General features: G+C 68.1%; 11 protein-coding genes. 7 read left to right on the top strand and 4 right to left on the bottom strand.

Features of this window, described 5'->3' with window-relative positions; all coding sequences use genetic code 11:
* Positions 1-702, bottom strand: a 702-nt coding sequence (locus Q0379_RS09835; RefSeq protein ID WP_299007714.1) for a S1C family serine protease, incomplete at its 3' end; no start/stop codon positions are given.
* A gap of 63 nt (positions 703-765) precedes the next feature.
* Positions 766-1,482, bottom strand: coding sequence for a ribonuclease PH (gene rph / locus Q0379_RS09830; RefSeq protein ID WP_299007711.1), 717 nt, complete (start codon positions 1,480-1,482; stop codon positions 766-768).
* A gap of 140 nt (positions 1,483-1,622) precedes the next feature.
* On the opposite strand from rph, the gene hrcA reads away from it, so the two are divergent.
* From hrcA to gyrB, 7 genes are all read left to right on the top strand, one after another.
* A complete protein-coding gene (gene hrcA, locus Q0379_RS09825) occupies positions 1,623-2,699 on the top strand; it encodes a heat-inducible transcriptional repressor HrcA (RefSeq protein ID WP_299007709.1) in 1,077 nt (358 codons plus the stop codon).
* 12 nt (positions 2,700-2,711) lie between these two features.
* On the top strand, positions 2,712-3,335 hold the full coding sequence (gene grpE / locus Q0379_RS09820) for a nucleotide exchange factor GrpE (protein WP_299007707.1): 624 nt from the start codon (positions 2,712-2,714) through the stop codon (positions 3,333-3,335).
* Positions 3,336-3,481: 146 nt separating this feature from the next.
* Positions 3,482-4,600 carry a DNA polymerase III subunit beta gene (dnaN, locus tag Q0379_RS09815; protein WP_066682885.1) on the top strand — a complete coding sequence of 373 codons (1,119 nt, stop codon included), beginning with the start codon at positions 3,482-3,484 and terminating at the stop codon, positions 4,598-4,600.
* A 66-nt stretch (positions 4,601-4,666) separates the two neighbouring features.
* Entirely contained in the window at positions 4,667-6,601 is a 1,935-nt protein-coding gene (locus Q0379_RS09810; RefSeq protein ID WP_299007703.1) for a S9 family peptidase, read from the top strand.
* Positions 6,602-6,667: 66 nt separating this feature from the next.
* Positions 6,668-7,039, top strand: a complete 372-nt coding sequence (locus Q0379_RS09805) for a VOC family protein (RefSeq protein WP_299007700.1) — start codon at positions 6,668-6,670, stop codon at positions 7,037-7,039.
* An 89-nt stretch (positions 7,040-7,128) separates the two neighbouring features.
* Complete coding sequence (gene recF / locus Q0379_RS09800; RefSeq protein ID WP_299007699.1) at positions 7,129-8,292, top strand: DNA replication/repair protein RecF; 1,164 nt, start codon at positions 7,129-7,131, stop codon at positions 8,290-8,292.
* The gene (gene gyrB / locus Q0379_RS09795; protein WP_299007697.1) at positions 8,289-10,739 is read left to right on the top strand and encodes a DNA topoisomerase (ATP-hydrolyzing) subunit B; all 2,451 of its coding nucleotides are present in this window, start codon (positions 8,289-8,291) and stop codon (positions 10,737-10,739) included. Before recF ends, gyrB begins: the two co-directional genes overlap by 4 nt.
* Positions 10,740-10,838: 99 nt before the next feature.
* Here the strand turns inward: gyrB and Q0379_RS09790 are convergent, their stop codons facing one another.
* On the bottom strand, positions 10,839-12,197 hold the full coding sequence (locus tag Q0379_RS09790) for an ATP-binding protein (RefSeq protein ID WP_299007695.1): 1,359 nt from the start codon (positions 12,195-12,197) through the stop codon (positions 10,839-10,841).
* A gap of 13 nt (positions 12,198-12,210) precedes the next feature.
* On the bottom strand, positions 12,211-12,930 hold the full coding sequence (locus Q0379_RS09785; protein ID WP_299007692.1) for a response regulator: 720 nt from the start codon (positions 12,928-12,930) through the stop codon (positions 12,211-12,213).
* Positions 12,931-12,983: the final 53 nt, after the last annotated feature.

Raw genomic sequence — 12,983 nt, 5'->3', positions numbered from 1 at the left:
CAGCCATGGCCGCGCAGGATGCGGCGAGCGTCCGCGCGCCAGATCATCGAGGATCGGCGGCAGCAGTTCGGCCGGCACGAACATGTTGAGCGGGCGGGTCTCGCCGTTCTGGTCGCGGCCCTCCAGCGTCAGAGAGCCCAGACCCACGAGGTCCCCCTTGGGACCGATCAGCGCCGCGCCGCTCCAGTGCGGGTGGGCGGGCGCGGTAATGATCGCCTCGTCCAGCAGATACTCCCAGTAGCCGGCGAAAGGGATGCGGGCCAGGACCTTGCTGGCGGCGGCGTGGGCGCGCCCGCCCGCGCCGGCGGCGATCACCGGCGCGCCGGCTTCGAGATCTTGAGCGCTGCCCAGGGTGATGACCGGCAGGTCCAGCGGCTCCAGCGCCTGAACCAAGCCAAGGCCCGAATGGCCATCAAGGCCCAGGACGTGCGCCGGAACACGGCGGCCGTCATTGCGGGTCAGCACGACCTCTTCGGCCTCGGTGACCAGGTAGGCCATGGTCAGCACCAGACCCGAGGGGCTGATGACGACGCCATTGCCGACGCGCTCGGTTCCCAGGATCGCGGCGGTGTAGGCGTCGGCCGGAACCTTCGCCTCTAGCGCCACGACGCTGGCCAGCGTCTGGTCCAGGTCGAAACGATAGGCTTCGGCCGACGGACGCAGGCGCGCTTCGACTTCGTAACCTTCGAACGGGGTAGGCACACAGAACTCCTGATCTTCAGGAGCTGAATCTGGGTCCTCGCCCCGTTCCCGGCAAGAGGCGGATTAACCCGTGATCGCCGCGCGCTGCAGGGCGAAGAGTTCGCCAATGCCCTTTTCAGCCAGGCCATACAGGGCCTCGAACTCAGCCCGGGTGAAGCCGCGCTTCTCGCCGGTGGCCTGGATTTCGACGATGTCGCCGGCGTTGGTTAGCACGAAATTGCTGTCGGCCTCGGCGCTTGAGTCTTCTTGGTAGTCGAGGTCGAGGACCGGGGTGTCGTTGAAGACGCCGCACGAGACGGCCGCCACTTGGCCGATGATCGGATCGGTCTTCAGCACGCCTTCGTCCAGCAGATACTTCGTCGCCAGGCGCAGGGCGACCCAGGCGCCGGTGATCGAGGCCGTGCGGGTGCCGCCGTCGGCCTGCACCACGTCGCAGTCCAGCGTGATCTGGCGCTCGCCCAAGGCCTTCAGGTCGACGACCGCGCGCAGCGAGCGGCCGATCAAGCGCTGGATTTCCTGGGTGCGACCGCTCTGCTTGCCGGCGGCGGCCTCGCGGCGGCCGCGGCTGTGGGTGGCGCGCGGCAGCATGCCGTACTCGGCGGTGACCCAGCCCTGGCCCTTGTTGCGCAGCCAGCCCGGCAGGTTTTCCTCGACTGTCGCGGTGACCAGCACCTTGGTGTGGCCGAAGGAGATCAGGCACGAGCCTTCGGCGTAGCGATTGACGCCGGTTTCCAGCGTGACGGCGCGCATCTGGTCGGGGGCGCGTTCGGACGGACGCATGGGAAACTCCGGGATTTGAATAGGTCGATGGGGCCGCTTATCCTATTGAAGGCGGAACTTGAAAGGGGCCGACTTCTTTTGTTCGCTGACCGGGTCCCAAACGACACGACTCGAGACGACACGCTCAAGATGACTTCGTCATGACGCAGCTGTTTCCAGGGCCGATCGTCCGCACGCCGGGGCTGGCCGATCTGGACGCCCGCGCCCGCGATATCTTTCGGCGGGTGGTGGAGTCGTATCTCGAGACGGGCGAGCCCGTCGGTTCGCGCACCATCTCCAAGGGCGGCGTGGCGCTGTCGCCCGCGTCCATACGCAACACCATGCAGGATCTGGCGCAGCTGGGCCTGCTGGACGCGCCCCACACCAGCGCGGGCCGGATGCCGACCCACGCGGGCCTGCGCATGTTCGTCGATGGCTTTCTAGAGGTCGGCGATGTCGCCGAGGCCGAGAAGCGGGCCATTGAGGCGCGGCTCGCGGTCAAGGGACGCTCGTTCGAGGAGGCGCTGGCCGAGGCTTCGGCCGTGCTGTCGGGCCTCGCCGGCGGCGCCGGCATCGTCGTGACGCCCGTCCGCGAGGGCGGGGTCAAGCACGTGGAGTTCGTGCCGCTGGGCGGCGGCCAGGTGCTGGCGGTCATGGTGTTCGAGGACGGCCAGGTCGAGAACCGCTTGATGCGCCAGGCCCCCGGCGTGACGCCGTCGGCCCTGCAGGAGGCCGGTAATTTCCTGAACGCCCGCCTGCGCGGCCGCACCCTCAGCGAGGCGCGCGCCGAGATGGGCGCCGAACTGGACTTCGCCCGTCGCCAACTGGACGAAACCGCCGCTCGCCTGGTCGAGGACGGCCTCGCGGCCTGGAGCGGCGGGGAGGGCGACGCGCGGTCGCTGATCGTGCGCGGCCAGGCGAATCTGCTGGCTGACGCCCGGGCCCGCGAGGATATCGATCGTGTCCGCCAGCTGTTCGACGACCTCGAGCAGAAAGGGCAACTGATCGGTCTGCTCGATGATGTGCGCGACGCCGAGGGCGTGCGCATCTATATCGGAGCCGAAACACGCCTGTTTTCGCTTTCGGGTTCCTCCGTGATCGCGGCGCCCTATATGACAGGCCGGCAGAAGGTGCTGGGCGCGATCGGCGTGATCGGGCCCGCCCGCTTGAACTACGCACGGGTCATCCCGCTGGTGGACTACACCGCCCGGGTGCTCGGACGCATGATGGATGGATAAGGACCTTAAGAGATGACCGACGAGCAAACGCCGGCTGAAGATACGCCGTTCGAGACCGAAGACCTCGCCCAAGAGGTCGAGGCGCTGAAGGCCGAGGTCGCCGCCCTGAAGGAGCAGGCCCTCCGCTACGCCGCAGAGGCCGAGAACACCAAGCGCCGCGCCGAGCGCGAGATGAACGACGCGCGCGCCTATGCGATCCAGAAGTTCGCCCGTGATCTGCTGGGCGCCGCCGACAACCTGGCCCGCGCCACGGCGCACAGCCCGCGCGACACGGCCGATCCGGTCGTGAAGAACTTCGTCATCGGCGTCGAGATGACCGAGAAGGAGCTTCTGACGGCTTTCGAGCGCAACGGCCTGAAGAAGATCGACCCGGCCAAGGGCGAGAAGTTCGATCCGCACCTGCATCAGGCGATGATGGAGCAGGCGTCCGACGAGGTCGCCGCGGGCGGCGTCGTGGCGGTTCTGCAGGCCGGCTACGAGCTGATGGGACGTCTCGTGCGTCCGGCCATGGTCGCCGTGGCGGCCAAGGGCTCGACTGGTCCGGCTCCGTCCGAAGCCGCCGCCGGGGGCAATCCTTACGCTGAAGCGGCCGCCGACGGCGACGGTTCGGGCGGCTCCTTCGACACCAAGGCCTGAGAGCCCTCGATTTTGCCGCTCGGGGCGCGCAAATGAGCCGCGCGCCCCCTTTCCCCCTTCGCGCTTTGCGATAATGTCGGCGGTCCATTCATCGCGGGGGTAGCGGGCGATTCTGCTGTGAGCGCCCGCACGATCTGGATCGGACTATGAAGCTTACCATCGAACGGGCGGCGCTCCTGAAGGCGCTGGGGCACGTGCAAAGCGTCGTCGAGCGGCGCAACACCATCCCGATCCTGTCGAACATCCTGTTGTCGGCCGAGCGCGACCAGCTGTCGTTCTCGGCGACCGACCTGGACATGGAGATCATCGACGAGGGCCTGGCCCAGATCGACATCCCTGGCCAGATCACCGCGCCGGCCCACACGCTCTATGAAATCGTCCGCAAGCTGCCCGACGGCGCCGACGTGTCGCTGAGCTTCAGCGGCGACGACCCCCGCCTGGTGATCCAGGCCGGCCGCTCGCGCTTCAACCTGCCGGTGCTGCCGGCCGGCGATTTTCCGGTGATGAGCAGCGACGGCCTGTCGGGCCGGATCGCGGTGGACACCAACGAGCTGATCCGCCTGATCGACAAGACGCGCTTCGCGATCTCGACGGAAGAGACCCGCTACTATCTGAACGGCCTGTATCTCCACACGGTCAACGACGGCGGCGAGACCAAGCTGCGCGCCGTGGCCACCGATGGCCACCGCCTGGCCCTGGCCGAGATGCCGGCTCCCGAGGGCGCTGTTGGCCTGCCGGGCGTGATCGTGCCGCGCAAGACGATCGCCGAAGCCCGCCGCCTGATGGAATCGGCCGGCGAGACGGTCGACCTGCAGGTCTCGCCCCAGAAGGTCCGCTTCGAGTTCGGCGCGGCCGCCCTGACCTCCAAGGTCATCGACGGCGCCTTCCCGGACTACATGCGCGTGATTCCGCGCGACAACGCCAAGATCCTGACGCTGGACAACGACCTGTTCGCCAAGGCCGTGGATCGGGTGGCGACGATCTCGGCCGAGAAGAGCCGCTCGGTGAAGCTGGCCGTCGAGCCTGGCCGCATCACCCTGACGGTCCGCAACATGGAAGCCGGCCAGGCCGTCGAAGAGGTCGAGGTCGATTACGACGGCGAGCCCTTCGAAATCGGCTTTAACGCCCGTTATCTGCTCGATGTCTGCGGCCAGATCGCCGGTCCGCAAGCCGAGTTCCGCTTCGCCGATCCGGCCAGTCCGACCCTGGTGGTCGATCCGGTCGATCCGGGCGTGAAGTACGTGCTGATGCCGCTGCGGGTCTGATCCGCAACGTTTTGGGGTTCAATGAGCGGGCGCTTTGGGCGCCCGTTCTGCTGTTCGGGGTCTCGCATGAAGAAGCTGTTCGCCGCCTCCGCCGCCATCCTGGCCCTCGCCGTCGCGGCCCCGGCCTTCTCCCAGGCCGTCGAGCGCCGCGAGATCGGCAACCAGATTCTCGAGAACGTGCCGGTCGCGTCGCCTTCGATCCGCGAAGGCCTCGCGCGTTACCAGAACGCCCGCTCGGCCTCGTTCGGCGACTGGCTGCCAGGCGGCGGCATGATCATCACCACGCGGTTTGGCAACACGAACCAGCTGCACGTCGTGGCCGCGCCCGGCGCCGACCGTAGCCAGATCACCTTCTATGACGAGCCGGTGGCCTCGCCGCACGTGCTGCCGAACGGCCAGATTCTGTTCTCAAAGGACACTGGCGGCGACGAGTGGTTCCAGCTCTTCCTCCGCGACGCCGATGGCAAGACCGTCCAACTGACCGAGACCGGCACGCGCAATGGCTCGCCGGCCTGGTCCAAGGACGGATCGACCCTGGTGTGGTCGCGGGCGGTCAAGGGATCGGCGGACTATGACGTGCTGATGCGCGACGCCTCCGGCGCGACCAAGGTCATCTTCAAGGGCGAGGGCCAAGTCTCGCCGCTGGCGGTGTCGCCCGACGGCAAGACTGTGCTGCTGGGCCGCTACTATTCGATCTCGGAATCCAAACGTTGGCTGTTGGATGTCGCCGCCGGCAAGCTGACCGAACTCAACCCGCCCAAGAAGGGCGCGGCCAAGATCGCCTACGAAGGCGGCGCGTTCACGCCCGACGGCAAGTCCGTCCTGCTGCTGTCGGACGAGGGCTCGGACTTCCTGCGTCTCGTTCAAATCGATCTCGCGACCGGCGCCAAGGTCAATGTCTCGGGCGACCGGCCTTGGGATGTGGAGGACTTCGCCCTCTCGGACGATGGGCGGATCCTGGCCTATGTCGTCAACGAGGACGGCTATTCGAAGTTGGTCGTGCAGGACTTCCGCACCCGTCGCGCCTTGCCGCAGCCGGAACTGCCGGCCGGCGTGGTCAGCGGCCTCGCCTTCTCGCCGGACGGCGGCAAGCTGGGCTTCAGCCTGGCGACCCCGACCTCGGTCAGCGACGCCTGGAGCTGGGGCGTCAACGACGGCAAGCTGGAGCGGTGGACGGCCTCGGAGCTGGGCGGCCTTGATCCCAAGGCTTTGGCGACGCCGGCGCTGATCCGCTACCCCTCGTTCGACAAGCGCTCGATCCCGGCCTTCGTCTACAAGCCCAAGCTGGCGGCCGGCCAGAAGGCGCCGGTCATCATCGACATCCACGGCGGGCCCGAGGGGCAGTCGCTGCCGACCTTCAACCCCTTCCATCAGCACAGCGTCGCCGAGCTGGGCGCGGCGGTGATCGTCACCAACGTCCGGGGCTCGACGGGCTACGGCCGGACGTTCCACAACCTCGACAACGCCGAAAAGCGCGAGGACTCGGTCAAGGACATCGGCGCGCTGTTGGACTGGATCAAGACGCAGCCCGACCTCGATCCCAGCCGTGTCGTGGTCTACGGCCAGTCGTACGGCGGCTACATGTCCCTGGCCGTCATGACCCACTATTCGGACCGTCTGGCCGGCGGGATCGAGCGCTACGGCATCAGCAACTTCGTCTCTTTCCTGCAGAACACCGAGGCCTACCGCCGCGACCTGCGCCGCGCCGAATATGGCGACGAGCGCGATCCCAAGATGCTGAAGGCCTTCGAGACGATCTCGCCGCTGAACAACGTCGGCAAGATCACCAAGCCGATGCTGGTCATGCAGGGCTGGAACGATCCGCGAGTCCCGAAGTCCGAGTCCGACCAGGTCGTCGCCAAGCTGCGTGAGAAGGGCGTCGAGACCTGGTACGTTCAATTCAAGGACGAAGGCCACGGCTTCCTGAAGAAGGCCAATAACGATCGCCGTCGCGAGGTCGAAACCCAGTTTTTGCGCAAGGTGCTGGGGCTGGGGCAGTAGCCGAGCCGGTTGCGAACGCATTGCCGCCATGGCAACGTCCGTTTTCTAAGAAAACGGGAGGTGGCCATGGCCAAGGTGAACTACGTGACGGTCGGCTCGAACGATCTGGAGAAGGCCAAGGCCTTCTACGACGCCCTGCTGGGTTCGATCGGCTTCAAGCCGTTGTTCGACCACCCCTCGGGCGGCCGTCTCTATCGCGGCGACGGCTGCATGTTCGGCGTGCTGGGCCCGTATGACGGCAATCCGGCCTGCGTCGGCAACGGGATGATGGGCGGCTTCGCCTTCGACACCGTCGAGGAGGTGGACGCCTTCCACGCCAGGGCGCTGGAGCTCGGCGGCAAGGACGAGGGCGCTCCGGGCGCGCGCATGCCCAAGGCGTACTTCGCCTATTTCCGCGATCTCGATGGCAATAAGCTCTGCGGTTACAAGCTGGGTTGATCGAAGTCTCCGGTCCGTTCCGCTCTTCGGCGGAGCGGACCCGCCTCACGCCAGTAGCCCCGACCGCCGACACCGCTTAAGAACGCCGCATGGCGTCGGCCGCATTGCTTTCCCTGACCCTGACGGATTTCCGCTCCTACGAGCGCGCGCGCCTCGAGACAGGCGGGCGCAGCGTCTATCTGTTCGGCCCGAACGGCGCGGGAAAGACCAACCTTTTGGAGGCGATCAGCCTCCTGACGCCCGGCAAGGGCCTGCGTGGCGCCAATCTCGCGGAGGTCGGGCGACGGCTGCCTGGAGAGGCGGTGGGGCGAGCCTGGGCCGTGGCGGCGGAGGTCGAAAGCGGCCTGGATGCGCCCGTGCGGATCGGGACAGGCGTCGAGCAGCCCGGGGCCAGTCGCCGCACGGTGCGCCTAGACGGCGAGACCGTTTCGCCGGGCCGGCTTGCCGACCACGTCCGGCCGATCTGGCTGACGCCCGCCCAGGATCGTCTGTTCCTGGAAGCCGCGTCCGAGCGCCGACGCTTTTTCGATCGGCTAGTCTTTGCGGGAGAGCCTTCGCACGCCACCAACGCCAACGCCTACGACAAGGCGCAGCGCGAGCGGATGCGGCTGCTGACGGAGGCCGCTGAACGCGGCGCGCCGCCGGATGCGACCTGGCTCAATGCTCTGGAGGTCCGCTTGGCCGAGAGCGGCGCGCTGATGGCGCAAGCCCGGGCGCGCACTCTCCAGGCCTTGCAGGCCGAGATCGACGGGCGCGGTGATCGGCCTTTCCCTCAGGCGCGCCTGACCCTCACCGGCGAGTGGGAGAAGCTGGCGATCGAGGGCGTTCCGTTCGCCGAGATCGAAGGCAAGCTGGCCTCGGCGCTTGCCGCCGCGCGGGTGCGCGATGGCGCCGCCGGCCGGGCCTTGACCGGCCCTCATCGCGGCGATCTGGCCATCTTCCATGTCGAGAAGGACCGTCTGGCGGCCGAATGCTCGACGGGAGAGCAGAAAGCCCTGATTTTGAACCTCGTTTTGGCCCAGGCCGCGCGACTTTCGCGTGCGAAATCCGCGCCGAATCCTGTAATATTGCTCGACGAAGTCGCCGCGCATCTCGATCTTGCCAGACGAGCCGCATTGGCCGACGAACTCACGGCGCTCAAGCTCCAGGCCTTCCTCACCGGCACGGACGAGTCGCTGTTCGACCATCTCAAGGGTCGGGCGCTAGGCGTTCGCGTGGGCGACGCCGGCCTGACCGCCCTGGAAGACGAATGACCGAGAACACCGAAGACCAAGTTCCCGAAATGTCGACCGAGGAAGCCGCCGCCCAGTACGGCGCGGACTCGATCAAGGTTCTCAAGGGTCTGGACGCCGTCCGTAAGCGCCCCGGCATGTATATCGGTGACACCGACGACGGGTCGGGCCTGCACCACATGGTCTACGAAGTCGTCGACAACGCCATCGACGAGGCGCTGGCCGGTCACGCCACCAAGGTCCAGGTGATCCTGAACGCCGACGGCTCTGTGACGGTCACCGACGATGGCCGCGGCATCCCGGTCGGCATCCATGAGGAAGAAGGCGTCTCGGCGGCGGAGGTCATCATGACCCAGCTGCACGCCGGCGGTAAGTTCGACCAGAACAGCTACAAGGTCTCGGGCGGCTTGCACGGCGTGGGCGTCTCTGTCGTCAACGCGCTGTCGGACTGGTTGGAACTTTTGATCCACCGCGACGGCAAGGTTCACCAGATGCGCTTCGAGCGCGGCGACGCGGTCACCTCGCTGAAGGTCACCGGCGACTCGCCCGTCCGCACGGAAGGGCCCAAGGCCGGCGAGACGCTGACCGGTACGGAAGTCACCTTCTTTCCGTCCAAGGACACCTTCGCATTCATCGAGTTCGACCGGAAGACGCTCGAACATCGTCTGCGCGAACTGGCTTTCCTGAACTCTGGCGTGACGATCTGGTTCAAGGACCATCGCGACGCCGAGCCTTGGGAGGAGAAGCTCCATTACGAAGGCGGCATCGAGGCCTTCGTTCGCCACCTGGACAAGGTCAAGACGCCGCTGCTGAAGGCGCCGATCACGGTGCGCGGGGTCAAGGACAAGGTCGAGGTCGACCTCGCCATGTGGTGGAACGACAGCTACCACGAGCAGATGCTGTGCTTCACCAACAACATCCCGCAGCGGGATGGCGGTACGCACCTCTCGGCCTTCCGCGCGGCCCTGACCCGGATCATCACCAGCTACGCCGAAAGCTCGGGCATCCTGAAGAAGGAGAAGGTTAACCTCGGCGGCGAAGACGCCCGCGAAGGCCTGACCTGCGTGCTGTCGGTCAAGGTGCCTGACCCGAAGTTCAGCTCCCAGACCAAGGACAAGCTGGTTTCGTCCGAAGTGCGCCCGGCCGTGGAAGGTCTGGTCTCGGAAGGTCTTTCGACTTGGTTCGAGGAGCACCCGAACGAAGCCAAGGCCATCGTCTCCAAGATCGCCGAAGCCGCCGCGGCGCGCGAGGCCGCCCGCAAGGCGCGCGAGCTGACCCGCCGCAAGAGCGCGCTCGACATCACCTCGCTGCCCGGCAAGCTGGCCGACTGCTCCGAGCGGGACCCGGCCAAGTCCGAGATCTTCATCGTCGAGGGCGACTCGGCCGGCGGCTCGGCCAAGCAGGCCCGCAACCGCGACAACCAGGCCGTCCTGCCCCTGCGCGGCAAGATCCTGAACGTCGAACGCGCGCGCTTCGACAAGATGCTGTCGTCGGACCAGATTGGCACGCTGATCACGGCTCTAGGGGCCGGCATCGGGCGGGACGACTTCAATCCCGACAAGGTGCGCTACCACAAGATCGTGCTGATGACCGACGCCGACGTCGACGGCGCGCACATCCGCACCCTGCTGCTGACCTTCTTCTACCGGCAGATGCCGGAACTGATCGAGCGCGGCTACATCTATATCGCTCAGCCGCCGCTCTATAAGGCCAGCAAGGGCAAGTCCTCGCGCTATCTGAAGGACGACGCCGAGATGGACGCCTTCCTCGTGGACGAGGGTGTCGACGGCGCCGAGCTCGACCTGGCGTCTGGCGAGCGCCTGATCGGCCAGGACCTGCTGGCCCTGGTGCAGACCGCGCGTTCGGCCAAGGCCAACATTGACCGCCTCGCGGCGCGAGCCCCCGCCACGGCGATCGAGCAGTCGGCTCTGGCCGGCCTGTTCGGCGAAAGCCCCGATCCCGCCGCCGCCGCCAAGCGCCTGGACCTCTATGCCGAGGAAGGCGATGGGCCCTGGAGCGGCGAGCGTGGCGAGACCGGTTTCGTCTTCAGCCGCGTGCGCCGTGGCGTTTCCGAGCGTGTGGTGCTCGACGACGTGCTGATGCACGCCGCCGACGCGCGTCGCCTCGCCGAACGCTCGGTCAAGTTGGCCGAGATCTTCTCTGGCCGCGCGGTCTTCCGTCGCAAGGACAAGTCGACGACCGTTCGCGGTCCGCTGGACCTGGTCAACGCCGTGCTCGACGCCGGCCGCAAGGGGCTGACCATCCAGCGTTACAAGGGTCTTGGCGAGATGAACCCCGAACAGTTGTGGGAGACCACGCTGGACGCCGAAGCGCGCACCCTGCTGCAGGTTCGCGTCAATCACGCCGACGATGCCGACGACATGTTCAGCCGCTTGATGGGCGACCTCGTCGAACCGCGTCGTGAATTTATCCAGGAGAACGCGCTGGACGCGGAGGTCGACGTCTAGTCTCGCCATCTGTGGTGGGCTCACGCTGCGCTGGGAGCCTAATCCAGTGCGCCCGGCGCGGCCGCTCCTGGCCCTTCGAGATCACCGCTGGATCGCCGATCATCGTGGCGTCGCGCGCCTGCCGATGGGCGTTGGCAGGGCTATGGTCGCCATCAACCCGCCGCCCTCGCGGTTGGCCAGGACGAGCCGGCCGCCTTGCGCCTGGGCCAGGGCCTGAACGATCGAGAGGCCCAAGCCCGCTCCGCCGGTGCGTCGGTTGCGCGAGGCTTCGCCGCGCTCGAACGGCGCGGTGACGCGGGCCAGCATCGCGTCGGGGAGGCCAGGACCGCGATCCAGCACGGCGACGCGCGCCTCGCCGTCCGCGACCTGGGCCTCCAGGGTCACGTCCCCGCCATAGGCCACGGCATTGTCCACCAGGTTGTTCAGCATGCGCCGCAGGGCCACGGGCGAGACCAGGGCGGTGACGGGCGCGCCCGCCGACAGGGTCAGGACCTGACCCATCTCGGCGCGCAGGGCGACCAGGCTCTCCAGTTCGCGCCGGACCTCGATGGGCCGCGCGCCCTCGCCGCGCCCGGCCTCCTGACGGGCGAATAGCAGGGTGTCGTCCAGCAGTTGGGACATCTCGGCGAGGTCGCGAGTCGCCTTGGTTCGCTGCTCGGCGTCAGCGATGAACTCGGCCCGCAGGGTCAGCCGGGTCAGGTAGGTGCGCAGGTCGTGGGCGATGGCGGCCAGCATGCGCGTACGCTCGTCGACCAGCCCCCGGATCCGGTCTCGCATGGTGTTGAAGGCGGCCGACAGTTCGCGGATCTCGCGCGGACCGCCGGGAGGTAGTGGCGCGGCGTCCAGGTCGTCGCCGAACCGGGCCACGGCCCGCGCCAGGCTCTCGACTGGCCGGGTCGTCTGGCGCACGGCCACCAGGATCATCAGCAGGGTCACCGCCAGCAGGGCGGCGCAGGCCAGGGTGACGCGGCCCAGATAGCGCCGCGCCGCCTCGGGCGCGCGCCGGCGCAGGGTCAGGACCGAGCCATCCTCCAGCCGCACCGACAGGCGCAAGGCCGCGCGGCCGGGCATGAAGCCGTCGCGCAGCCGCCCGCCGCGCAGCACCTCGATCCGCCAGTCGCGTCCCGCCAGCGCCCGGGCGTAGGCGGCGTAGCCTGGATCGCGGGCGTCCGCCGGGCGGGCCCGACGCAGAGCCTTGGGGAAACTCGCGTCCAGGGTCGCGCGGATAACGCCGGTGTCCAGCGCCTTCATCACGGCGGGGCGGGCCGAGCGTGGCGAGGCGTCCAGGGCCTCGACCATGGCCACCGCCTCGGCGGGCTGCGGCAGTTGGTAGAAGCGCACCCCGCCGCCGTCCTCCGATGGCCAGATCAGCAGCGCCGCGCCTAGGACCAGCAGGATCATCAGGCCCGCCAGGAGGATGGCGGCGATGCGTGAGGAGAGGTTGTCCAGCATCACCATCGGCGGCGCCCCCTCAAAGCCGCTCGACCGGCGCGCTGAACAGGTAGCCGCCGCCGCGGACGGTCTTGATCAGTCCCTCGCCGCCCGCCCCCGAGGCCAGCTTGCGGCGCAGGCGGCCCAGCAGGACGTCAATCGAGCGATCGTATGGCGTGGCGCTGCGTCCGCGCGTCCAGTCCAGCAGCTGGTCGCGGCTGAGCACGCGCTGAGCGTGGCGCAGGAAGGCCATCAGCAGGTCGTGCTCACCGCCCGTCAGTACGACCGGCGCGCCGGCGGCGTCCAAGAGATCGCGGCTGGCCGAGTCCAGCCGCCAGCCGGCGAAGCCATAGACCTCGCCAGGCGGCGCGACGGCCACCCGATGGACCTCGCGGGTGCGGCGCAGGATGGCGCGGACCCGGGCCAGCAGCTCACGTGGCACATAGGGCTTGGGCAGGTAGTCGTCGGCGCCGATCTCCAGCCCGACCACGCGATCGATGTCGTCGCCCTTGGCGGTGACCATCAGGATCGCCGTGTCGCCCGTGGCCCGCAGGCGGCGACACAGCGACAGGCCGTCCTCGCCGGGCATCATGATGTCCAGCAGCACCAGGTCGACGCGACGGCGGGCGGCCAGTCGGTCGAAGGCGGCGGCGTGCTCGCAGCCCACGGCCTCCCAGCCCTCCCGGCGCAGCAGGGCCAATGTCAGGTCACGGATCTCGGCGTCGTCCTCGATCACCGCGATCAGGGTGTTGTCGATCATGGTCGAAGCCTTGCCCCAGGCGCGCGGCGCGGAAAAGGCCAAGCGCCCCACGA

The organism is uncultured Caulobacter sp., from assembly GCF_937900395.1.
Taxonomy (GTDB): Bacteria; Pseudomonadota; Alphaproteobacteria; order Caulobacterales; family Caulobacteraceae; genus Caulobacter.
Note: the sequence above shows the minus strand (reverse complement) of the source record. Positions and strands in the feature narration are given on the sequence as shown.

Excerpts from the sequence above, each read along its gene's own strand:
- grpE (WP_299007707.1), top strand. The coding sequence starts at position 2,712 with ATGACCGACGAGCAAACGCCGGCTGAAGATACGCCGTTCGAGACCGAA.
- Q0379_RS09810 (WP_299007703.1), top strand. The coding sequence starts at position 4,667 with ATGAAGAAGCTGTTCGCCGCCTCCGCCGCCATCCTGGCCCTCGCCGTC.
- Q0379_RS09805 (WP_299007700.1), top strand. The coding sequence starts at position 6,668 with ATGGCCAAGGTGAACTACGTGACGGTCGGCTCGAACGATCTGGAGAAG.
- hrcA (WP_299007709.1), top strand. The coding sequence starts at position 1,623 with ATGACGCAGCTGTTTCCAGGGCCGATCGTCCGCACGCCGGGGCTGGCC.
- dnaN (WP_066682885.1), top strand. The coding sequence starts at position 3,482 with ATGAAGCTTACCATCGAACGGGCGGCGCTCCTGAAGGCGCTGGGGCAC.
- Q0379_RS09790 (WP_299007695.1), bottom strand. The coding sequence starts at position 12,197 with ATGGTGATGCTGGACAACCTCTCCTCACGCATCGCCGCCATCCTCCTG.
- rph (WP_299007711.1), bottom strand. The coding sequence starts at position 1,482 with ATGCGTCCGTCCGAACGCGCCCCCGACCAGATGCGCGCCGTCACGCTG.
- Q0379_RS09785 (WP_299007692.1), bottom strand. The coding sequence starts at position 12,930 with ATGATCGACAACACCCTGATCGCGGTGATCGAGGACGACGCCGAGATC.
- recF (WP_299007699.1), top strand. The coding sequence starts at position 7,129 with ATGGCGTCGGCCGCATTGCTTTCCCTGACCCTGACGGATTTCCGCTCC.
- gyrB (WP_299007697.1), top strand. The coding sequence starts at position 8,289 with ATGACCGAGAACACCGAAGACCAAGTTCCCGAAATGTCGACCGAGGAA.